Source organism: Streptomyces sp. CA-142005 (genome assembly GCF_050942335.1).
In the GTDB taxonomy this organism is placed as follows: Bacteria; Actinomycetota; Actinomycetes; order Streptomycetales; family Streptomycetaceae; genus Streptomyces.
In genome coordinates, this window is record NZ_CP192078.1 from 6,021,834 (window position 1) to 6,042,236 (window position 20,403).

At 71.2% G+C, this 20,403-nt stretch carries 18 protein-coding genes and 1 pseudogene; 12 read left to right on the plus strand and 7 right to left on the minus strand.

Features of this window, described 5'->3' with window-relative positions:
* The first annotated feature begins 236 nt into the window (after nucleotides 1-236).
* The 3 genes from ACQPXS_RS28250 to ACQPXS_RS28260 all read left to right on the plus strand — a co-directional run bounded on the left by ACQPXS_RS28250 (nucleotide 237) and on the right by ACQPXS_RS28260 (nucleotide 3,432).
* The gene (locus ACQPXS_RS28250; protein WP_433452032.1) at nucleotides 237-1,508 is read left to right on the plus strand and encodes a DUF2690 domain-containing protein; all 1,272 of its coding nucleotides are present in this window, start codon (nucleotides 237-239) and stop codon (nucleotides 1,506-1,508) included.
* Between the two features lie 520 nt (nucleotides 1,509-2,028).
* Nucleotides 2,029-3,018: a malate dehydrogenase gene (locus ACQPXS_RS28255; protein WP_433452033.1), complete on the plus strand. Its 990-nt coding sequence runs from the start codon at nucleotides 2,029-2,031 to the stop codon at nucleotides 3,016-3,018.
* A gap of 210 nt (nucleotides 3,019-3,228) precedes the next feature.
* On the plus strand, nucleotides 3,229-3,432 hold the full coding sequence (locus tag ACQPXS_RS28260; protein ID WP_433452035.1) for a hypothetical protein: 204 nt from the start codon (nucleotides 3,229-3,231) through the stop codon (nucleotides 3,430-3,432).
* Here the strand turns inward: ACQPXS_RS28260 and ACQPXS_RS28265 are convergent.
* The 3 genes from ACQPXS_RS28265 to ACQPXS_RS28275 are packed head-to-tail and all read right to left on the minus strand — an operon-like array spanning nucleotide 3,384 to nucleotide 5,119.
* Nucleotides 3,384-4,304, minus strand: coding sequence for a GNAT family N-acetyltransferase (locus ACQPXS_RS28265; RefSeq protein ID WP_433452036.1), 921 nt, complete (start codon nucleotides 4,302-4,304; stop codon nucleotides 3,384-3,386). The two genes, ACQPXS_RS28260 and ACQPXS_RS28265, sit on opposite strands and share 49 nt — an antisense overlap.
* Nucleotides 4,291-4,917, minus strand: a complete 627-nt coding sequence (locus ACQPXS_RS28270; RefSeq protein ID WP_433452038.1) for a DUF2637 domain-containing protein — start codon at nucleotides 4,915-4,917, stop codon at nucleotides 4,291-4,293. Before ACQPXS_RS28270 ends, ACQPXS_RS28265 begins: the two co-directional genes overlap by 14 nt.
* Before the next feature lie 22 nt (nucleotides 4,918-4,939).
* The gene (locus tag ACQPXS_RS28275) at nucleotides 4,940-5,119 is read right to left on the minus strand and encodes a hypothetical protein (protein ID WP_351801998.1); all 180 of its coding nucleotides are present in this window, start codon (nucleotides 5,117-5,119) and stop codon (nucleotides 4,940-4,942) included.
* A gap of 306 nt (nucleotides 5,120-5,425) precedes the next feature.
* On the opposite strand from ACQPXS_RS28275, the gene ACQPXS_RS28280 reads away from it, so the two are divergent.
* From ACQPXS_RS28280 to ACQPXS_RS28300, 5 genes are read left to right on the plus strand one after another with little or no spacing between them, the layout of a single operon-like run.
* Complete coding sequence (locus ACQPXS_RS28280) at nucleotides 5,426-6,946, plus strand: aldehyde dehydrogenase family protein (protein WP_433452040.1); 1,521 nt, start codon at nucleotides 5,426-5,428, stop codon at nucleotides 6,944-6,946.
* Nucleotides 6,947-6,983: 37 nt separating this feature from the next.
* A complete protein-coding gene (locus tag ACQPXS_RS28285; RefSeq protein ID WP_433452041.1) occupies nucleotides 6,984-8,516 on the plus strand; it encodes a GMC family oxidoreductase in 1,533 nt (510 codons plus the stop codon).
* Nucleotides 8,513-9,613: a quaternary amine ABC transporter ATP-binding protein gene (locus ACQPXS_RS28290; RefSeq protein WP_433452042.1), complete on the plus strand. Its 1,101-nt coding sequence runs from the start codon at nucleotides 8,513-8,515 to the stop codon at nucleotides 9,611-9,613. The genes ACQPXS_RS28285 and ACQPXS_RS28290 overlap by 4 nt, the downstream gene beginning before the upstream one ends.
* Nucleotides 9,613-11,541 carry an ABC transporter permease gene (locus tag ACQPXS_RS28295; RefSeq protein WP_433452043.1) on the plus strand — a complete coding sequence of 643 codons (1,929 nt, stop codon included), beginning with the start codon at nucleotides 9,613-9,615 and terminating at the stop codon, nucleotides 11,539-11,541. The genes ACQPXS_RS28290 and ACQPXS_RS28295 overlap by 1 nt, the downstream gene beginning before the upstream one ends.
* Before the next feature lies 1 nt (nucleotide 11,542).
* Nucleotides 11,543-12,499, plus strand: coding sequence for an ABC transporter substrate-binding protein (locus ACQPXS_RS28300; protein ID WP_433452044.1), 957 nt, complete (start codon nucleotides 11,543-11,545; stop codon nucleotides 12,497-12,499).
* A 6-nt stretch (nucleotides 12,500-12,505) separates the two neighbouring features.
* On the opposite strand, the gene ACQPXS_RS28305 is transcribed toward ACQPXS_RS28300, so the two are convergent.
* The gene (locus ACQPXS_RS28305) at nucleotides 12,506-12,655 is read right to left on the minus strand and encodes a hypothetical protein (protein WP_433452045.1); all 150 of its coding nucleotides are present in this window, start codon (nucleotides 12,653-12,655) and stop codon (nucleotides 12,506-12,508) included.
* On the opposite strand from ACQPXS_RS28305, the pseudogene ACQPXS_RS28310 reads away from it, so the two are divergent.
* Nucleotides 12,623-12,760: pseudogene (locus ACQPXS_RS28310) on the plus strand (PLP-dependent aminotransferase family protein); the annotation flags it as partial. The gene ACQPXS_RS28305 and the pseudogene ACQPXS_RS28310 sit on opposite strands and share 33 nt — an antisense overlap.
* Before the next feature lie 7 nt (nucleotides 12,761-12,767).
* Here ACQPXS_RS28310 and ACQPXS_RS28315 read toward each other — a convergent pair.
* Nucleotides 12,768-13,295 carry a hypothetical protein gene (locus tag ACQPXS_RS28315; RefSeq protein ID WP_433452046.1) on the minus strand — a complete coding sequence of 176 codons (528 nt, stop codon included), beginning with the start codon at nucleotides 13,293-13,295 and terminating at the stop codon, nucleotides 12,768-12,770.
* 185 nt (nucleotides 13,296-13,480) lie between these two features.
* Here ACQPXS_RS28315 and ACQPXS_RS28320 point away from each other — a divergent pair, with 185 nt between their 5' ends.
* Nucleotides 13,481-15,907: a hypothetical protein gene (locus tag ACQPXS_RS28320; protein ID WP_433452048.1), complete on the plus strand. Its 2,427-nt coding sequence runs from the start codon at nucleotides 13,481-13,483 to the stop codon at nucleotides 15,905-15,907.
* Nucleotides 15,908-16,601: 694 nt separating this feature from the next.
* Here the strand turns inward: ACQPXS_RS28320 and ACQPXS_RS28325 are convergent.
* Entirely contained in the window at nucleotides 16,602-17,432 is an 831-nt protein-coding gene (locus ACQPXS_RS28325) for a DMT family transporter (protein WP_433455976.1), read from the minus strand.
* Between the two features lie 159 nt (nucleotides 17,433-17,591).
* Between ACQPXS_RS28325 and ACQPXS_RS28330 the strand changes: the two genes are divergently transcribed.
* Together ACQPXS_RS28330 and ACQPXS_RS28335 are read left to right on the plus strand one after the other, a co-directional pair.
* Nucleotides 17,592-17,927 carry a hypothetical protein gene (locus tag ACQPXS_RS28330; RefSeq protein WP_433452049.1) on the plus strand — a complete coding sequence of 112 codons (336 nt, stop codon included), beginning with the start codon at nucleotides 17,592-17,594 and terminating at the stop codon, nucleotides 17,925-17,927.
* 13 nt (nucleotides 17,928-17,940) lie between these two features.
* Complete coding sequence (locus tag ACQPXS_RS28335) at nucleotides 17,941-19,125, plus strand: glutathionylspermidine synthase family protein (RefSeq protein ID WP_433452050.1); 1,185 nt, start codon at nucleotides 17,941-17,943, stop codon at nucleotides 19,123-19,125.
* An 11-nt stretch (nucleotides 19,126-19,136) separates the two neighbouring features.
* Here the strand turns inward: ACQPXS_RS28335 and rocD are convergent, their stop codons facing one another.
* Nucleotides 19,137-20,342, minus strand: coding sequence for an ornithine--oxo-acid transaminase (gene rocD, locus ACQPXS_RS28340; RefSeq protein WP_351801976.1), 1,206 nt, complete (start codon nucleotides 20,340-20,342; stop codon nucleotides 19,137-19,139).
* Nucleotides 20,343-20,403: the final 61 nt, after the last annotated feature.

The following is a 20,403-nucleotide window of genomic DNA, read 5'->3' on the forward strand; positions in this document are numbered from 1 at the left end:
TCAACGCCTGTCCGTGCGCTGTGGCACGGAAGTGACCGTTCCGCTACCGTGTCCACGCACTGCCACATGTGTCCTCACCATGTCGATGTCTCGACAGTTCGGGATACGTTGGGGCATGACCGGCGGCAGTGGTGCTCCTGTGCGCCCCCAGTCGGGGAACTGGGATCCCGGGTCGGCGCATCCTTGTGGGTAGCCAGGACGGGGAATGCCGGGGGGAAAGCAAGAGGGGGGAATCGATGCCTCGCTGGAAAGATCTGCCCGAGGACCTGGACCCGCAGATCAAGGAGTTCACCCAGCAGGTGCGGCGGCTCGTGGACCGCAGCGGCCTGAGCGTCGCGGTGCTCGCCGACCGCACGGGTTACAGCAAGACGTCCTGGGAGCGTTACCTGAGCGGCCGGCTGCTCGCGCCCAAGGGCGCGATCGTCGCGCTCGCCGAGGTCACCGGCACCAACCTGGGCCATCTGACCACCATGTGGGAGCTGGCCGAACGCGCCTGGAGCCGGGCCGAGATGCGGCACGACCGCACCATGGAGGCGATCCGCATCTCCCAGGCGCGCGCCGCGCTGGGGGAGTTCGGGGCGGCGGAGGCGACCGGCGGCCCGTCCGGCCGCAAGGGTGCCGATGCGGGTATGGGCATCGCCGGCCCGGCCGGCGTCTCCCCGACGATCCCCACCCAGCCGACGGCCCCCGACGCCGACGCCCGGGAGGGGGCGGGGCGGGCTCAGGGGGCGGCCGGCGGTGCCGACGGAGCCGGCCCGGGTACGGCCGGCCCGGACGGCGCCGGGCGTGGCGGGACCTCGGGCGGCAACTCCTGGGGTCTGGCCGGGTATCAGGGCCCGTCCAAGGCCGGCACCCGCCCCGGCGCCGGCGCCACTGCCGCGAACGGTGTGCGGCCCGCCGGCCCGACCGAGGTCCCCGGCCGGACCCCGACCACGCCGGACGCGTACGACGGCCGGCCGCAGGAGCCCCGGCCTGCGGGGGGTACCCCCTCGGAGGGCGGCGCCCCGGCTCCGGGGAACGCCGGCCGGCAGCGGCTGATCATGTTCCTGGCGGGGCTGGTCGGCGTGCTCGTCGTCATCGGCGCCGTCTTCTTCTTCACCAACCGGAACGGCGCGAAGCACGAGAAAGCCGCCAAACCGTCCCCGAGCGCCACCCCGCACACGACCCCGCCGCCCGGGGTCAAGTGCACCGGCTCCGCCTGCGACGGCAAGGACGCCGAGGCCATGGGGTGCAGCGGCGACCTGGTGACCACCGCCAAGACCGTCACCATCGGCACCACCACCCTGGAGGTCCGCTACAGCAAGGCATGCGGCACCGCCTGGGGCCGCATCACCGGGGCCGCCCAGGGCGACAAGGTCCAGGTCTCCGCCGGGAAGGCCCGGCAGGCCGGCGAGACCTCCGGCGCCGGCGACACCATCGCCTACACCCCGATGGTCGCCGTGAAGAACCCGGCAGAGGCCAAGGCCTGCGCGACGCTGGCGTCCGGGCGGACGGGGTGCACCAAGTAGGACGGGTGGGTGCACCGGGCGGAACGCGCAGTCCATGGCACCCGGCGGCCGATGTGCCGGGTACCGCCCGCCCGATGTCCCGTGTCCGGCCTGCCCTGTTCGGGGTACCACGTGGCCCGGCACGCCCTGCCTCGACCGCGCCGTCCGGTACGCCGTCACAGGGTTCGCGGCGCCGGCCGTCGGCTCCTGGACGGCGCGCGGAGAATCGGGGGGAGGAAATTCCGGGGACGGGTGCATGGCGGGCCGGATTCTGGGCACGCGGCCCGATACCCCCCCACGGGAGTCCGGCAATCCGGTACCCCCACCTGGCGGCCGTCTCCGTCCTCTCCCCCTCTCCCGGACGGGCGGCCGCCCCTTCGTCGCCTTCTGTCCGACTTGTGGGGTGAGCCACACGGCCCTGTACGTCTCGCATGCCGGATGCGCGATAGCCTGACCGCTGGATCGATCTCTTGACGCCAAGAGATCGATCATCCGTCCGGGGCAGGGACGCCCCACCGCCAGCTGTCATACGGAGAACGCCATGACCCGCACTCCCGTGAACGTCACCGTCACCGGCGCGGCCGGCCAGATCGGTTACGCCCTGCTCTTCCGCATCGCCTCCGGCCAGCTGCTCGGCGCGGACGTTCCGGTCAAGCTGCGCCTCCTGGAGATCACGCCCGCGCTCAAGGCCGCCGAGGGCACGGCCATGGAGCTGGACGACTGCGCCTTCCCGCTGCTCCAGGGCATCGACATCACCGACGACCCGAACGTCGCCTTCGACGGCGCCAACGTAGCCCTCCTGGTCGGCGCCCGCCCCCGCACGAAGGGCATGGAGCGCGGTGACCTGCTCGAGGCCAACGGCGGCATCTTCAAGCCGCAGGGCAAGGCCATCAACGACCACGCCGCGGACGACATCAAGGTCCTGGTCGTCGGCAACCCGGCCAACACCAACGCGCTCATCGCGCAGGCCGCCGCTCCGGACGTCCCGGCCGAGCGCTTCACCGCCATGACCCGCCTGGACCACAACCGCGCGCTCACCCAGCTCGCGAAGAAGACGGGTTCGACGGTCGCCGACATCAAGCGCCTGACCATCTGGGGCAACCACTCCGCCACCCAGTACCCGGACATCTTCCACGCCACGGTCGCCGGCAAGAACGCCGCCGAGGTCGTGAACGACGAGAAGTGGCTGGCCGAGGACTTCATCCCGACCGTCGCCAAGCGCGGTGCCGCGATCATCGAGGCCCGCGGCGCGTCCTCCGCGGCCTCCGCCGCCAACGCCGCGATCGACCACGTGCACACCTGGGTCAACGGCACGGCCGAGGGCGACTGGACCTCCATGGGCATCCCGTCGGACGGCTCCTACGGCGTCCCGGAGGGCCTGATCTCCTCCTTCCCGGTCACCACCAAGGACGGCAAGTACGAGATCGTCCAGGGCCTGGACATCAACGAGTTCTCCCGTGCTCGCATCGACGCGTCGGTGAAGGAGCTGGAGGAGGAGCGCGAGGCGGTTCGCGGCCTCGGCCTGATCTGAACCCCCTGGGCCCCGCTCCGGTTCCCTCCGGAGCGGGGCCCAGGTGTTTTCCCGGCCATCCGCCGGAGGGGCGGAGCCCTTCCCGTACCCGATGATCACCAGGACCGTGCCGGTGACGGCGACGCCCAGCGCCTGCCGAGATGTGTTCGCGCCGGGCCGCGACACCGACCTGCGGACCGGTCCGGGCTGATCACCACCTGCAGCCGGCCGATGGCCGACTCCCTCGGCCCGGTCACCTTCGAGATCCCGCTGCCGCGCCCCGCGGTGGAGGTGGGCTTCGCCTGGCACCCCCGGCACGACGCCGACCCCGCCCATGCCTGGCTGCGCGGCTGCGTACGGGAGTTGATGCACGAGGTGTCGGCCGGTCAGCCGCTTCGGCCGGTCAGCCGTTTCTCGAACCAGTGGGCGGCGTAGACGTTGTCGTCGTAGCGCGGGATCTCGGTGTACCCGCACGCCCGGTACATCGCCTGCGCCTCGGTGAGCACGGCGTGCGTGTCCAGGCGTACGACCGCCAGGCCGCGCGCCAGCGCCTCCCGTTCCAGCCCCGCCAGCAGCCGCCGCGCGAGCCCCAGCCGGCGTGCCCCGGGGTGCACCCACACATGCCGGATCTCACCGGTCCGGGGGGCCAGCCGTCTGAGGGCCCCGCAGCCCACGGGCCGCCCCTCCTCGTACGCCACCAGGAAGGCGCCGGCGTCCCCGGTCACCTCCTCGGGGCGTACCAGGGCCGCCTTGTCGAAGCCCTCGGGGAAGCGCGCGGCGATGTCCGCCGCGTAGGCGTCCAGGCAGGCCCGCGCGTCCGCCGAGGCGCCGTCGACGGTCTCCACGGTGATCCCGGCCAGCCGCAGCAGCCGCTGCGCGGTCGCCATGGCCCCGGTCAGCTCGGCCCGCTGGGCGGGGGTGAGGCCTTCGAGCAGGCCGGCGACGAGGGCGTCCGCCAGGCGCTGCTGCTCGGCGACCTCGGCGCGGCCGGCCGGGGTGGGTTCGATCACCCGCAGCCGGTTGTCGTGCGCGGGCACCGCGAGCCGGACCATGCCCTGCGCCTCCAGGGCCTTCGCCATCCGGCTGAGGTAGCCGGCGTCCAGACCGAGCCGCCCGCGCAGCTCCCGCAGGGACACTCCGTCACCGATCTCGAACAGCAGCCGGGCCTCGCCGAGCGGGCGGTCCTGACCGAGGTAGTGGTCGTCCAGGACGCCGATACGGCGCGTGAAGTACCGGTTGAAGCGGCGGAAGGCGGCCACGTCCTCGGCCCGGACCGGTGGTCTTTGACTCAGGTCAAAGTTTTCCATTCCTCGACTGTAGTCCCGGCTCGGTGGGGATGGCATGCCTGGGGCGGCTCCTCGACGAAATCTGGCCGACGAGTTCCCAGAAGCACACCAGAGCGGTGACCGGCGGGATCCCGAAGATCACTAAAGAGAGCAGCGCATGGGACGAGTGGCTGACGCACAGCGCCACGGCCATCGCGGAAGCGGCCAGCACCACGCACCACGAGCGCCGCGCACTGCGGCGCTGGGCGGTGGCCCGCACGACGGAGAGGGCGGCCACGAACCATGGCCCGTACACCGTCAGCGGCCAGCACTGCGCCAGTCTCGTCGGCAGCACCGACGAGGCGATCTCGCGCAGTTGCCCGTAGGAATAAGAGACGGACCAGCCCAGCATGAACACCGCGCACAGGGAGACCGTCGCGATCAGCAGCGTGATGTGGGTGAAGCGCCGGCCGCCGTCGAGCAGGTGCGAATCCTGGCGGAGCCGCCGGCGGCTGCTCCGGCGCGGGGACGGAATGCCCAGCGGGGTGGTGACCGGGCTCACGCTGGTCGGCGTGGACAGTATCTGGGCCAGTTCTTCGACCGGGTCCCAGTCGTTCGACGCGATGTCCTGTTCCGGGACGTGCCAGGTGTCCATCGATTTACCTCCTTACCCCGCCTCAGGACGTCTGGTACAAATCTGCCATCGTCCGCCGATATTCATTTTCCATGATGTTGATTCTCTTCAGGAAATCATCGAGCAGGTCCGAGCATGACGTGACGTCCACATCACCGCTCCAGCGGAACGTCGTCGTCGGATGATCCTCTGCTGTGTGCCAGTCCAATCGCGTCACGGTCACCTAACGAGGGTCACCGGAGGCGGGCTTTGGGGCATTCGGGCGAATACGCATGACCTGAAGGAGGGTTTTTCGAGTGTGTGTTGACGCACGTTTGAAGGGGTTGTGAATACGCAGGAAATTACATTCCGTGAATTCTGGAATTAAATGATCTCTGCTCGCCTTGTGGTGGTTCCGGTGTGATGCCGCGCACTTTCGGCCATTGATTGCGCATGCGATGTCCGCGTCCTGGGCAGGCGGCGACGGTCCCCGAGCGTGACACACGTGTGACACAGGGGCACGGATCAGGAACGGAAGGCAACACCGATCATGGCGGACAGAGCGGCACGACAGGCCCAGGCGACCATCCACGCGGGAGGCGAGTGGCTGGAAGCGATCTCCGGCGCGACGCGCGAGGTCCTCGACCCCGCGGACGCCCGACCGTTCGCCGTGGTCGCGGAGGGCGACGAGAAGGACGCCGAGCGCGCGGTGGCCGCGGCCCGGCAGGCCTTCGACCACGGCCCCTGGCCACACACCCCGGTCGCCGAACGCGCCGCCCTGCTGCGCCGCGTCGCCGGCCTCCTCGTGCGGGACCGCGAGGAACTCGGCCTGCTGGAGAGCCGGGACGCGGGCAAGACCGCCGAGGAGGGCCGGATCGACATCGACTGTGTCGCCGATGCCTTCCGCTACTTCGCCGACCTGGTGGCCGCCGAGGCACCGGGCCGGGTCGTCGACGCGGGTTCCCCCGACGTCCACAGCGTCGTCGTGCACGAGCCGGTCGGCGTCTGCGCCCTGATCACGCCCTGGAACTACCCGCTCCTCCAGGCCAGTTGGAAGATCGCGCCGGCGCTCGCCGCCGGCAACACCTTCGTGATCAAGCCCAGCGAGATCACCCCGATGACCACCATCGCGCTCATCGAGCTGCTGGCGGAGGCCGGTCTGCCCGCAGGAGTGGCCAACATCGTCACCGGCCCCGGCCACACCGTCGGCGCCCGGCTCGCCGAGCACCCCGACGTCGACCTGGTCTCCTTCACCGGCGGCCTGGTCAGCGGCACCAAGGTGGCCCAGGCCGCCGCCCCGACCGTGAAGAAGGTCGCCCTCGAACTCGGCGGAAAGAACCCCAACGTCGTCTTCGCCGACGCCTGCGCCACCGAGGAAGGCTTCGACACCGCCGTCGACCAGGCCCTCAACGCCGCCTTCATCCACAGCGGCCAGGTCTGCTCGGCCGGCGCCCGGCTCATCGTCGAGGAGTCCGTAAGGGACCGCTTCGTCGGCGAACTCGCCCGCCGCGCGAGGAAGATCAGGCTCGGCCGCGGCACCGAGGACGGCGTGGAGTGCGGCCCGCTCGTCTCCGAGCAGCAGCGCGCCAAGGTGGCGGCGTACGTCGCCTCCGCGCTGGAAGAAGGCGCCGTACTGCGCTGCGGTGGCAAGCGGCCGGAGCCGTCACCGCAGCGCCCCGAGGCCGGCTACTTCTACGAGCCGACCGTCCTCGACGCCTGCCACCGCGAGATGCGGGTCGTCCGCGAGGAGGTCTTCGGCCCGGTCCTCACCGTCGAGACCTTCCGCACCGAGGAGGAGGCCGTCTCCCTCGCCAACGACACCGAGTACGGCCTCGCCGGCGCCGTCTGGACCACCGACGCGGGCCGGGCCCGCCGCGTCGCCGGCCGGCTGCGCCACGGCACCGTCTGGATCAACGACTTCCACCCCTACCTGCCGCAGGCGGAGTGGGGAGGCTTCGGCAAGAGCGGCACCGGCCGCGAGCTGGGGCCCGCCGGACTCGCCGAGTACCGGGAGACCAAGCACGTCTACCAGAACCTCGCGCCGAGGCCGGTGCGCTGGTTCGCAGGCTGAGTCCCTCTTCTTTCCGCACCCCAGGAGTAGTACCCCCATGTCCCACACCCCCCACGTCTACGACTACGTCGTCATCGGCGGCGGCACGGCGGGCTCCGTCATCGCCTCCCGCCTCACCGAGAACCCGGACGTCACCGTCGCCGTCATCGAGGGCGGCCCGAGCGACGTCGGCCGCGACGACGTCCTCACCCTGCGCCGCTGGATGGGCCTGCTCGGCGGCGACCTCGACTACGACTACCCGACGGTGGAGCAGCCCCGCGGCAACTCCCACATTCGGCACAGCCGCGCCCGCGTCCTCGGCGGCTGCTCCTCCCACAACACCCTCATCTCCTTCAAGCCGCTGCCGTCCGACTGGGACGAGTGGGAGGCGGCCGGTGCCAAGGGCTGGGGCGCCGTCCCCATGGAGGCCTACTTCGCCCGCCTGAAGAACAACATCGTCTCCGTCGACGAGAAGGACCGGAACGCCATCGCCCGCGACTTCGTCGACGCCGCCCAGGCCGCGCTCGGCGTCCCCCGCGTCGAGGGCTTCAACAGGAAGCCGTTCACCGAGGGCGTGGGCTTCTTCGACCTCGCCTACCACCCGGAGGACAACAAGCGTTCCTCGGCGTCGGTGGCGTACCTCCACCCGGTGATGGACGAGCGCCCGAACCTGACGATTCTGCTGGAGACCTGGGCGTACAGGCTGGAGATCGCCGGGGGTCGGGCCGAGGGCGTGCACGTGCGCACCAAGGACGGCGAGGAACTGCTGATCCGCGCCCGGGGCGAGGTCGTCCTGTGCGCCGGCGCCGTGGACTCGCCCCGTCTGCTGCTGCACTCGGGCATCGGCCCCCGCAAGGACCTCGAAGCCCTCGGCATCCCGGTCGTGCACGACCTGCCGGGCGTCGGCGAGAACCTGCTGGACCACCCCGAGTCGGTCATCGTCTGGGAGACCCACGGCCCGATCCCGGAGAACTCCGCGATGGACTCCGACGCGGGCCTGTTCGTGCGCCGCGACCCCGAACACGCGGGCCCGGACCTGATGTTCCACTTCTACCAGATCCCGTTCACGGACAACCCGGAGCGGCTCGGCTACGAGCGCCCCTCGTACGGCGTCTCGATGACCCCGAACATCCCCAAGCCCAAGAGCCGCGGCCGCCTCTACCTCACCAGCGCCGACCCGACCGTCAAGCCCGCCCTCGACTTCCGTTACTTCACCGACGAGGACGACTACGACGGCCGGACCCTGGTCGACGGCATCCGCATCGCCCGTGAGATCGCCAGGACCGAGCCGCTCGCGAGCTGGCTGAGGCGCGAGGTGTGCCCCGGCCCCGGGATCCAGGACGACGCCGAGCTCGGCGAGTACGCCCGCAAGGTCGCGCACACCGTCTACCACCCGGCCGGCACCTGCAAGATGGGCGCCGCCGACGACGAACTCGCCGTAGTGGACCCGGAACTGAGGATCCGCGGCCTCGACGGCATCCGCATCGCCGACGCGTCCGTCTTCCCGACCATGACCGCCGTGAACCCGATGATCGGGGTGCTCATGGTCGGGGAGAGGGCCGTCGACCTGATCGGAGGTGACGCCCGATGACTCTCACCGTCCCCACCCGCAAGCCGCCCACCGCCGGCACCCCCGTCTTCTCCGTCTCCGGCCTGTGGAAGGTCTTCGGCCCCAAGGCCCAGCGGATCCCAGCCGACCCCGAACTCGGCGCCCTCGACCCCGCCGACCTGCGCGCCCGCACGGGCTGCACGGCGGCCGTCCGAGACGTCTCCTTCGACGTCCGCAAGGGCGAGGTCTTCGTGGTCATGGGCCTGTCGGGCTCCGGCAAGTCCACCCTCGTCCGCTGCCTGACCCGCCTCATCGAACCGACGGCGGGCACGATCTCCATCGACGGCGAGGACGTCCGCGCGATGGACAAGGCCCGCCTGCGCGCACTGCGGCGGCACCGGGCCGCCATGGTCTTCCAGCACTTCGGCCTGCTCCCGCACCGCACGGTCCTGGACAACGTGGCGTACGGCCTGGAGATCCAGGGCGTCGGCAAGGCCGAGCGGCGCGCACGGGCCGCCGAGGTCGTCGCCAAGGTCGGCCTCGAAGGCATGGAACACCGCCGCCCCGCCCAGCTCTCCGGCGGCCAGCGCCAGCGCGTGGGTCTCGCACGGGCCCTGGCGGTCGACCCCGAGGTGCTGCTGTTCGACGAGCCGTTCAGCGCCCTCGACCCGCTGATCCGCCGCGACATGCAGGACGAGGTGGCCCGCCTGCACCGCGAGGAGGGCCGCACGATGGTCTTCATCACCCACGACCTGTCCGAGGCACTCAAGCTGGGCGACCGCATCGCCCTGATGCGCGACGGCAAGGTCGTCCAACTGGGCACGCCGGAGCAGATCGTGGGCTCCCCGGCCGACGACTACGTCCGCGAGTTCGTCCGCGACGTTCCGCGCGAGCAGGTGATGACCGTGCGTACGGCCATGAAGCCGGGTGCCTGCGGCGGCCCGGAGCACCCGGGCGCCCTCGCCCCGGACGCGGTGGTGGCGGACGCGATCAAAACCGTGGCCGGGCTCGGCACACCGGCGTGCGTGCTGGAGAACGGCACCTGCGTGGGGAGCGTGGACCACGAGCGGCTGCTGGACGTCGTAGCCGGCATGGACGTGTGCGTACCCGGCCCCCGCACCAGCCCGGAGGACGTCTGATGGCAACGCTCACCGTCCCGGCCTCCTCCCGCACGACCACCCTCCGCCTGCTGAAGAGCCGAACCGCAGCGAAACTGCTCCTGCTCGCGCTCGTCACCGCCGTACTCCTGCCCCTCCTGCGCGGCGGACCGTGGCCCCACCACCTGACCGTCAGCCTGGACAAACCCCTCACCAGCGCCAGCAACTGGGTCATCGACAACCGGGACAGCCACCCCCTGTTCCTCTACTTCTTCGGCTACATCAGCAACGCGGTCGTGCTCTCCGTACGCGCCGTCTACCTCGCCCTGCTCGCCGCGGGCTGGACCGGCGTCACCGCGTTCGGCGCGCTGATCGCCTGGCGCGTCGCCGGCCCCCGCCTGGCCGCCGGCACGGCGCTCGCCTTCCTCACCTGCGGCGCCCTCGGCATGTGGGTGCCGACCATGCAGACCCTCGCGCTCATGGTCGTGGCCGTCCTCGCCTCCGTCGTCGTCGGCGCGCTCCTCGGTCTCGCCGGCGGCCTGTCCGACCGCCTGGACCGCGCCCTGCGCCCGGTCCTGGACACCATGCAGGTCCTCCCGGCCTTCGCCTACCTCCTCCCCGTCGTCCTGGTCTTCGGCATCGGCGTCCCCGCGGCCGTGCTCGCCACCGTCGTGTACGCGGCCCCGCCGATGGCCCGCCTCACCGCGCTCGGCCTGCGCGGCGCCGACCCCGAAGTTCTGGAGGCCGTGGAGTCGCTCGGCGCGACCCGCCGCCAGCGGCTGCTGACCGCCCGGATCCCGCTGGCCCGGGGAGAACTCCTCCTCGGCCTCAACCAGACGATCATGATGGCGCTGTCCATGGCCGTCATCGCCTCGGTCATCGGCGCCGGCGGCCTCGGCGACCGCGTCTACCAGGCCCTCGCTTCGGTCGACGTCGGCCAGGCCCTCGCCGCGGGCATCCCGATCGTGCTGCTCGCGATCGTCCTGGACCGCGTGACCGCGGCGGCAGGCGCCGGCACCGCGCGCCCGAAGACCACCGGCCGGGCCTACGCCCTCGCCGGCACCGTGGCCCTGGCCCTGGCCGCCCGGCTCCTCGGCGGCCTCGACTGGCCCGCCGGCTGGACCCTGGACATCGCCGAACCGGTCAACCGCGCCGTCGACTGGATGACCAGCCACCTCTACTCCGGCGTCCCGGTCATCGGCGGTACGGCCGACTGGGCGGGCCACTTCACCACGTGGATCCTGGACCCCGTGCGCGGCGGACTGCAGTGGCTGCCCTGGTGGTCGGTGCTGCTGATCGTCGCCGCCCTGGCCTGGTCGCTCGGCACCTGGCGCACCGCCCTGACCGCCGTCCTCGCCATGGCCGCGATCGGCGTCCTCGGGGTCTGGGAGCCGGCCCTCGACACGCTCTCCCAGGTGCTCGCGGCCGTCGCCGTCACCCTCGTCCTCGGCTTCGCCACCGGCATCGCCGCCGCCCGCAGCGACCGCGTCGAACGCGCGCTGCGCCCGGTCCTGGACGTGTTCCAGACCATGCCGCAGTTCGTGTACCTGATCCCGGTCGTCGCCCTGTTCGGCGTCGGCCGCGCCCCCGCCGTCGCCGCGGCCGTCGTCTACGCGCTGCCCGCCGTCGTCCGGATCACCGCGCAGGGCCTGCGCCAGGTCGACCCGGCCGCCCTGGAGTCCGCGCGCTCGCTCGGCGCGACCGGCCGGCAGCAGCTGTGGCAGGTCCAGCTCCCCCTCGCCAAACGGTCGTTGCTGCTCGCCGTCAACCAGGGCGTGGTCCTGGTCCTCGCCGTCGTCATCATCGGCGGCCTGGTCGGCGGTGGCGCCCTCGGCTACGACGTGGCCTTCGGCCTCGCCCAGGGCGACCTGGCCACCGGACTGGTGGCCGGTGCCGCGATCGTCTGCCTGGGCCTGATGCTCGACCGGGTGACCCAGCCGACCGAGCGACGCGCGACGAAGGGAGCCTGACATGCGCGCACGTACGACACTCGCGGTGGGCTCGCTGCTGCTGCTGACGACGGTGACCGGCTGTGGCGCCGCCGACATGACCAAGCAGGCCAGCCCGTTCGCGAACGCCCGCAGCTCGAAGACCGTCACCCTGTCCGTGCAGTCCTGGGTGGGCGCGCAGTCCAACGTCGCCGTCGCCCAGTACCTCCTGGAGCACAAGCTCGGCTACCGCGTCGACACCGTCCAGGTCGACGAGGTGCCCGCCTGGGACGCGCTCAGCCAGGGCCGGGTCGACGCCATCCTGGAGGACTGGGGCCACCCGGACCAGGAGAAGCGGTACGTCCAGGACAAGAAGACGATCGCGCGGGGCGGCGGCCTCGGGGTGACCGGTCACATCGGCTGGTACGTGCCGACGTACCTGGCCAAGCAGCACCCCGACATCACCGACTGGAGGAACCTGAACAAGTACGCCTCCCTCTTCCGCACCGCGGAGAGCGGAGGCAAGGGCCAGCTGATGGACGGCTCCCCGTCGTACGTCACCAACGACAAGGCCCTGGTGAAGAACCTGAAGCTGAACTACCAGGTCGTCTTCGCCGGCTCCGAGGCCGCCCAGATCACCCAGATGAAACAGTTCGCCAAGGCGAAGAAGCCCTTCCTGACCTACTGGTACGCCCCCCAGTGGCTGTTCGAGAAGGTCCCCATGACCGAGGTGAAGCTGCCGCCGTACAAGGACGGCTGCGACGCGGACGCGGCGAAGGTCGCCTGCGCCTACCCGCACACCCCGCTGCAGAAGTACCTCAACGCCGGCTTCGCCGAGTCGGGCGGCAAGGCGGCGGCCTTCCTGAAGAAGTTCCGGTGGACGACCGAGGACCAGAACGAGGTCTCCCTGATGATCGCCGACCAGAAGCTGTCGCCCCAGGACGCGGCGAAGAAGTGGGTGGACAGCCACCCCGACGTCTGGAAGGGGTGGCTGTCCTGAACCCCCTCAGCCCTTGAGGGTGGCGGCGATGTCCCGGACCGCCGCGGTGGCCAGCCGCTGCAGTCCCGGTCCGAACGTGATGCGGATGGCCCCGAGTTCGCCGAGCTCGGCGAACTCGGGGCCCTGGCCCTGCACGGCCTCGCCTTCCACCGCCATCCGGAGGCCGTCGCCGAGCCGTTGGACGTCCTGGTCGTGGGGTACGCGACACCGCCGGACAGCGCGTGGGCGGGGGCGCTGGAGGCGTTGTGCCGGGTGTTGCCCCAGCGGGTCAGGCGTCCGACGCGAGCCAGGGGCGGAGTTCGTCGCGCCAACCCTCGAAGTGCTCCAGGGCGACGCCCAGATGGGAGTTCTCCGCCCGGTAGAGGGCGCCGACGATCTGGTGCGGATCGACGGTCGGGAGTAGGGACTCGCCTTCCTCCTCCGACGCGGCCACGGCGTCGGTCTCCGGCCCGGTGAGCCGGTCGTACGGGTAGGTCAGGGACGGGCACGACCGTTCCCGGCTGGGGCAGGGAGTGTCGGGCGGCCACACCCAGACCGCGTCGTGGTGCCGTACGAGGACTTCCCCCAGGTACCAGGCGACCGCCCGCAGGAACGGGCCTCGCCGGTCGTCGTACTGCTCCTCCCAGGTGGCGTAGCGGTCCAGGACGAGACGTTCGAGGCGGGGGAGGGAGCCGGGGGAGAAGTCCCACCGGCCGCCGGTCTGTTCGGCGAGGGCCGTGAAGTCGGCGCGGGCGGTGTCCAGCCAGGCGTTCAGATGCGGGTTGTTCCGGTAGGAGGGGGCGTCGATGGGGCGCATGCCCGGCACTCTACGACCGGCCGGAGCGGCAGGTTGTGACGATCCTGTGTGCGGGGCGAGTTGACGGGGGCGCGTCAACCGGCCCGGTGCATAGGGTGAGGGCTCCTGCGGCGCCACACATGCAACGGGGGCCCCTGGCGCCGTACGAGAACCCACATCGCGTGGGCTCCCAGTGGAGAAGTCTCGTGACTCAACAGATACTTGCGGCCCGCCGACCGGTGTGGGCGCGTGCCGTGCTGGCCTTAGCCGCGGCCGGTGTGCTGACCGTGACCGGGCTGCCCGGCCTGCCGGGCGACGCCGCGTACGCGGCCAAGGGCAAGCGCTGTGACAGCCTTCCCGAGGTCACCGCGACGAAGCCGGGCACGAACGATCTGCCGTGGGACCGCAACATCCACGTCCGCGCCCCGGGCGACTGGGACTCCTACCCCTTCGACGCCCCGCGGCAGACCTTCGACGGACTGACGCTGCCGGGCGATGCGGAGAACCCGACCGAGGAGCAGATCAAGCAACGCGACGCGTTCCTCGACAAGTTCGACAAGCCCTACACCAAGTACCCGGAGAACAGCGAAGAGCGTGCCTTCGCCCGCTACAAGAAGTACCTCGCCGACAACCAGGGCAAGACGCCGAAGTACTCGACGTTCTCGAAGTGGCTCTCGGACGGTTACATCCTGCCGCACAACAACAACAAGCGCGGCGCCGCGTTCGAGACGAAGGTGATCAACGATCTCGGCCTGGTCGGCGAGGACTGGCTGTGCCAGGAAGAGATCGAGATCAAGGACAAAGACGGCAAGACCATCATGGTCAAGGACCCCAAGACCGGCCGGATGAAGCCGCTGGTCCGCAAGTTCGACGCCGTCAACTACAAGACGGGCCAGTTCCTGGAGTTCAAGGCGGGACCGGGGCGTGACACCGGGCAGGACTTCGCGAACCAGAAGTTCCTGGAGGACCCCCGCTTCAACAACGGGAAGATCGCCTACGTCAACGGCCAGTCCAAGGACTCCGCCACCACCAAGTACCTCGGCCGCATGGCCGACGCGTACAAGGACGCGAGCGGCCAGTCCCGCGTGCGGGCGTACGAGCACGTGTCCACCGACATCCCCAGGTACAAGTCCGTCAGCTACAAGAACGTGCCGGGCTCGACGCTTCCCGACCCGAACTTCGCCGCGAACGGCGACAACCGGGCCGCCGGCGGCGCCGCCCGCACCATCGGCCGGTCCCCGGCCACCCCCCTCGACATGGAGAAGCAGCTCCAGCGCATCGGGAAGAACGGCGCTTCCAACTTCGGCGTGCGCGGGCCGGGCGGAGTGGACTTCTCCACCCTCGACCTCTCCTACGTCGGCAAGCCCGTCAAGGGCAAGGGCCTGCCCTACGCCTTCTCCGCGAACAGGATCCAGGACGAGAGCAAGGACTACGGCTGGGGAGGCAAGGCCAAGGCCCAGCTGATCTCCGACTCCTTCTTCACCTGGCTCGCGCTCACCCCGGACAAGTTCTGGGTCAACCTCAACCCGGACCAGCCCGACACGATCATGGACAAGACGTTCGGCAAGACTGACGCCGGTCGCGTCCTGCTGGAGGCCGATCTCCAGATGAAGCACGACTACGCCAAGGACGTCGACCCCCGCAAGGACCCGGGCAAGAAGTACTGGGACGCCATGCAGGCCGCCGGACTCGACTGCGGCGACACCATCCGCCTGTGGATCACGCCCAAGACCGCCAAGGTCCGCGCCGACGACGACGGCCTCTACATCCTCGACACGCCGCTGAAGGTCAACGTCGCCCACATCGAGCGCAAGACGCCCGACCCCAACGGCACGTGCACCCTGACCAAGGCCCAGCAGAACACGGCGAACAACCTGCTCAAGCAGTACATCATCCCCGGCGTCGAGCAGAAGGTGAACACCGCGCCCCAGTACGCCGACCTGCGCCGCGTCTACAGCGCCCGCGTCGCCGCCGAGTACGTCCGCCAGCAGGACGCGCAGCAGGCCTCCGACTACCACTCCGTCATCAACAGCGGCAACGTCAGCCGGTGGCCGCTGCGCGCTCCCAACGCCAAGTGGACGCCGAAGAAGACCTGGGACGAGTACATGGTCTCCTTCACCAAGGGCGACTACTCCTACCCCTGCCAGTTCGGCGGGCAGCAGAAGATGTGCGTCATGGGCGGCGTCGACTTCGGCAAGGCGCCCCGTCGCAACGTCACCCGCGTCGAGTTCCAGGTCGAGCACCCGCATCTGAAGAAGACGACCAGGATCGCCACTCAGGCCCAGGCGGAGAGCGCCGACAACCCGAAGCTGGCCCTGCTCGGCGGTGGCAGCGAGTCCACCGGCACCGGCGGCGGGGACAACCCGACCCCGACCCCCGCCCCCACGCACACCAGCACCCCCACCCACCAGCCCACCACGTCCCCCACCGGCCACAGCCCGGCGCCGGGACACTCCACCCCCGCGGGAGGACACACACCGCCCGCCTCCCCGCCCACCGATGAGGACCAGGGCGGCGGCCTCGCGAGCACCGGAACCCGGGTACTCGGCATCGCCGGGATCGCCGCCGCACTCCTCGCGGCCGGAACGGTCCTGCTCTGGCTCAAGCGCCGCCGCACCACCGGCGAGAGGTAGAGACCCGAGCCGACCGGCCCCCACCCGGTGGATTTCCCTGGGTGGGGGCCTTCCGTGTCTCGTGGTGAGGGGCGGCAGGAGGTTCGCGTCCGGCCGGGTCTGCGCAGGGGAACCTGCCCGAGGGACGGTCCTGCTCTGGTTCAGGCGCGGCCATGTCATGGGCGAGGGGTGGGGGCCTGAGCCGGCCGGCCCGGCACCTGTGAGGCCCTCACTCGGGAGGTTTTCCCTGGGTGGGGGCCTTCCGTGTCTCGTGGTGAGGGGCGGCAGGAGGTTCGCGTCCGGCCGGGTCTTCGTAGAGGAACCTGCCCGAGGGACGGTCCTGCTCTGGTTCAGGCGCGGCCGTGTCACGGGGAGGGGTGGGGGCCTGAGCCGGCCGGCCCGGCACCTGTGAGGCCCTCACTCGGGAGGTTTTCCCTGGGTGGGGGCCTTCCGTGTCTCGTGGTGAGGGGCGGCAGGAGGTTCGCGTCCGGCCGGGTCTTCGTAGAGGAACCTGCCCGAGGGACGGTCCTGCTCTGGTTCAGGCGCGGCCGTGTCACGGGGAGGGGTGGGGGCCTGAGCCGGCCGGCCCGGCACCTGCGAGGCCCCCGCCCGGGAGGATTTCCCTGGGTGGGGGCCTTCCGTGTCTCGCCGTGAGGGGCAGCAGGAGGTCGCGTCCGGTCGGTCTGCGCTGCGGAGCCCGCCCGAGGAGGCGGCCTCAGCTCTCCTCGGCCACCACCGGCGCCTCGCCGAAGCGCGCCAGCGCCATCGCCCCCACCACGGCCACCACGAACCCCAGGACCGCCAGCCAGGTCAGCCCCTCCCTCGTGCGGTCTCCCAGCCACACCACCCCCACCGCCGCGGGTCCGATCGTCTCCCCGAGCACCATCCCGGCGGTCGCGGTGGTCACCGAGCCCCGCTGGAGAGCCGACGTCAGCAGCATGAACGCGGCGCCGCCCCCGATCAGCAGCGCATAGACCGCCGGGTTGGTCAGCAGGTCCAGTGGCGCGAGGCTGTCGATCAGCCGGACCGACACCTCCACCACCCCGAACCCGAAACCGGCCCCGAGCCCGAGCGCCAGCGCCCGCCCCGGGCCGGACAGCCGCCCGCCCGCGAGGGCCAGCAGCAGCATCCCGACCGCCACGGCGAGCATCACGTACCCCAACGCGTCCGAGCCGCCCTCCTCGCCCTCCGGGCCGGACGCCAGTCCGAGCATCGCCAGCCCGGCACACACCACGGCCACCGCGGTCCACTCCGTGCCGCTCAGCCGCACCCGCAGCAGGCGCGCCGCCACCACCGCGGTCACCGCCAGACTCGACGCCAGGGCCGCGCTGACCGCATAGATCGGCAGGGACCGCAGCGCCGCGATCTGGAACAGGAAGCCGAGCCCGTCCAGCGCCAGTCCCGCCAGATACCGCCACTGTCTGAGCGCCCGCAGCAGCAGGGCCGCCTCGCCGCCGGCCCCCTCCGTGCCCGCCGCCCGCGCGGCCACCGCCTGCAACACCGTCGCGGTGCCGAAGCAGACCGCCGCGCCAAGGGCGCACACCATTCCAAAGACCACAAAGGGACTCTAGGAGACGGCCGATCCGGCCACCCCCCGTGGCCTGCGCTCTTACCGTTCTCTAGGCTGACCGCCGGCATCACGCCACACGGACACGTCCACGCACACGGACACGGCCACGGACACGGACACGGGGGAGACACGAACATGGCTGACACCCGGCGGCGGCTGCGCTCCGGCACGGTCGTCCTCGGCGGCATGGGCCTGCTGGCCGCCGCCCTCACCGCCTGCTCGTCCGACCCGGACAAGCGCTGCGTCGACCGCGACAGCTACACCTACGCCAAGGGCTACAAGGTCGTCTCCGACAAGAACTGCAAGACCTCCTCCCTCAAGACCTCGGTGAACGGCGGCTGGTACTACGGCGGCAAGAAGAAGGGCTCCTGGGTGAGCGGCGGCTCCTTCATCAAGCCCCACAAGAGCTCGGGCGGCACCGGAGTCCACCGCGGCGGCTTCGGCGGCGGCCACCACAGCTCCGGCGGCTGACCGGCACCGGCCCATGGAACGCCGTACCACCACCCCCCGCCCCGGCTGGCAGCGGACCGTCGAGGAGCAGGGGCTCGTCTACCCCCTCACCCGCCACCCCGACGGCTCCCTGCGCCCCTACTGGGACGAGAGCGCCTACTACGTCTTCACCCTGGACGAGATCGAGGCGCTGGAGGAGACCGTCGAGGAACTGCACCACATGTGCCTCGCGGCCGCCGAGCACATCGTGGCGAAGGACCGGCTCGCCGACCTTGGCATCACCGACCCCGGCGTGGCCGCCGCCGTCACCGAGGCCTGGCGGCGCCGCACCGAACTCCCCTCCGTCTACGGCCGCTTCGACCTCCGCTACGACGGCACCGGCCCGGCCAAGCTGCTGGAGTACAACGCCGACACCCCGACCTCACTGGTGGAGGCCGCCTCGCCCCAGTGGTTCTGGATGGAGGACCGCTTCCCCGGCGCCGACCAGTGGAACTCCCTGCACGAACGCCTCGTCGAGGCCTGGCGGACCCAGGCCGCGCTGCTGCCTCCCGGCAGCCCGCTGCACTTCGCGCACTCCTCGGCCGACGAACTCGGTGAGGATCTGATGACGGTCGCCTATCTGAAGGAGACCGCCGAACAGGCCGGCCTCGACACCGACTGGCTGTCCATGGAGGAGATCGGCTGGGACACCCTCTCCGGCCGCTTCGTCGACAACCAACTCCGGTTCATCCGCGGCATCTTCAAGCTCTACCCCTGGGAGTGGCTCACCACCGACGCCTTCGGCGGGCACGTCCTGGACACCCTCGACAACGGCGGCGGCACCGGCAGCACCCTGTGGATCGAACCCGCCTGGAAGATGCTGCTCAGCAACAAGGCCCTGCTGGCGATCCTCTGGGAGCTGTACCCCGGCCACCCCAACCTCCTCCCCGCCTACCTCGACGGCCCGCGCGAGCTGGCCTGCGCACCCGGCTACGTCGCCAAACCCCTGCTCGGCCGCGAGGGCGAGGGCGTCACCGTCCACCAGGCGGGCGCCCCGGCCGTACTCCGCGACGAACCCTGCTGCTACCAGCAGCTCGCCCCGCTGCCCGCCTTCGACGGCAACCACGTCGTCCTCGGCGCCTGGGTCGTCCAGAACGAGCCGGCCGGCCTCGGCATCCGCGAGTCCTCCGGCCTGATCACCGACGAGTACGCCCGCTTCCTGCCCCATGTGATCCTCTAGCGCGCCTGCTGTCAGCCGCTCAGTACCGCCCGGAACTGCTCCAGCCCCCAGTCCAGGTCCTCCTCGCTGATCACCAGCGGCGGAGCGATCCGCACGGTGGCGCTGTGGGTGTCCTTCACCAGCACCCCGCGGTCCATCAGCCGCTCCGAGACCTCCCTCGCCGTGCCGGCCTTCCGCGCGATGTCCACGCCCGCCCACAGCCCACGCCCGCGCACCGCCGTCACCGCGCCCGTGTCCAGCAGTGCCCCCAGCGCCCGGTGCATCCGCTCGCCCAGCTCGGCGGCCCGGGCCTGGAACTCGCCCGTGCGCAGCATCGCGATCACCTCCAGCGCCACCGCGCAGGCCAGCGGATTCCCGCCGAACGTCGAGCCGTGCTCGTTCGGCCGGAACACCCCGAGCACCTCCGCGCTCGACACCACCGCCGACACCGGCACGATCCCGCCGCCCAGCGCCTTGCCCAGCACGTACATGTCCGGGACCACCCCCTCGTGCTCGCACGCGAAGGTCCGCCCGGTACGGCCGAGACCCGACTGGACCTCGTCGGCGACGAAGAGCACGTTCCGCTCACGGGTCAGCTCCCGGACGGCGGGGAGATAGCCGGCCGGCGGCACGATCACCCCGTTCTCGCCCTGGATCGGCTCCAGCAGCACCGCCACGGTGTTCTCCGTCAGCGCCTGACGCATCGCCGTGAGATCGCCGTACGGCACGATCTCGAAGCCCGGCGTGTACGGCCCGAAGTCCGCCCGGGCCTCCGGATCGGTGGAGAAGCTGATGATCGTCGTCGTACGCCCGTGGAAGTTGCCGCCCGCCACCACGATCTTCGCCATCTCCCCGGGCACCCCCTTCACCCGGTAGCCCCACTTCCGGGCCGTCTTCACCGCGCTCTCCACCGCCTCCGCGCCGGTGTTCACGGGCAGCACCATCTCCATCCCGCACAGCTCGGCGAGCTCCGTGCAGAACGCCGCGAACCGGTCGTGCAGAAAGGCGCGGGACGTCAGCGTCACCCGCTCCAGCTGGGCCTTCGCCGCCTCGATCAGCCGCCGGTTGCCGTGCCCGAAGTTGAGCGCCGAGTAACCGGCCAGCAGATCCAGATACCGCCGCCCCTCCACATCCGTCATCCACGCCCCCTCCGCCGTCGCCACGACGACCGGCAGCGGACGGTAGGTGGGAGCACAGTGCGCCTCGGCGGCGCTGATGAGGTCTTCTGCAGTGGTCATGGCCTCTCCCGGATCCGACGAGAACACTTCGGGAACACGACGGTGACCTCTTTCCTATCGT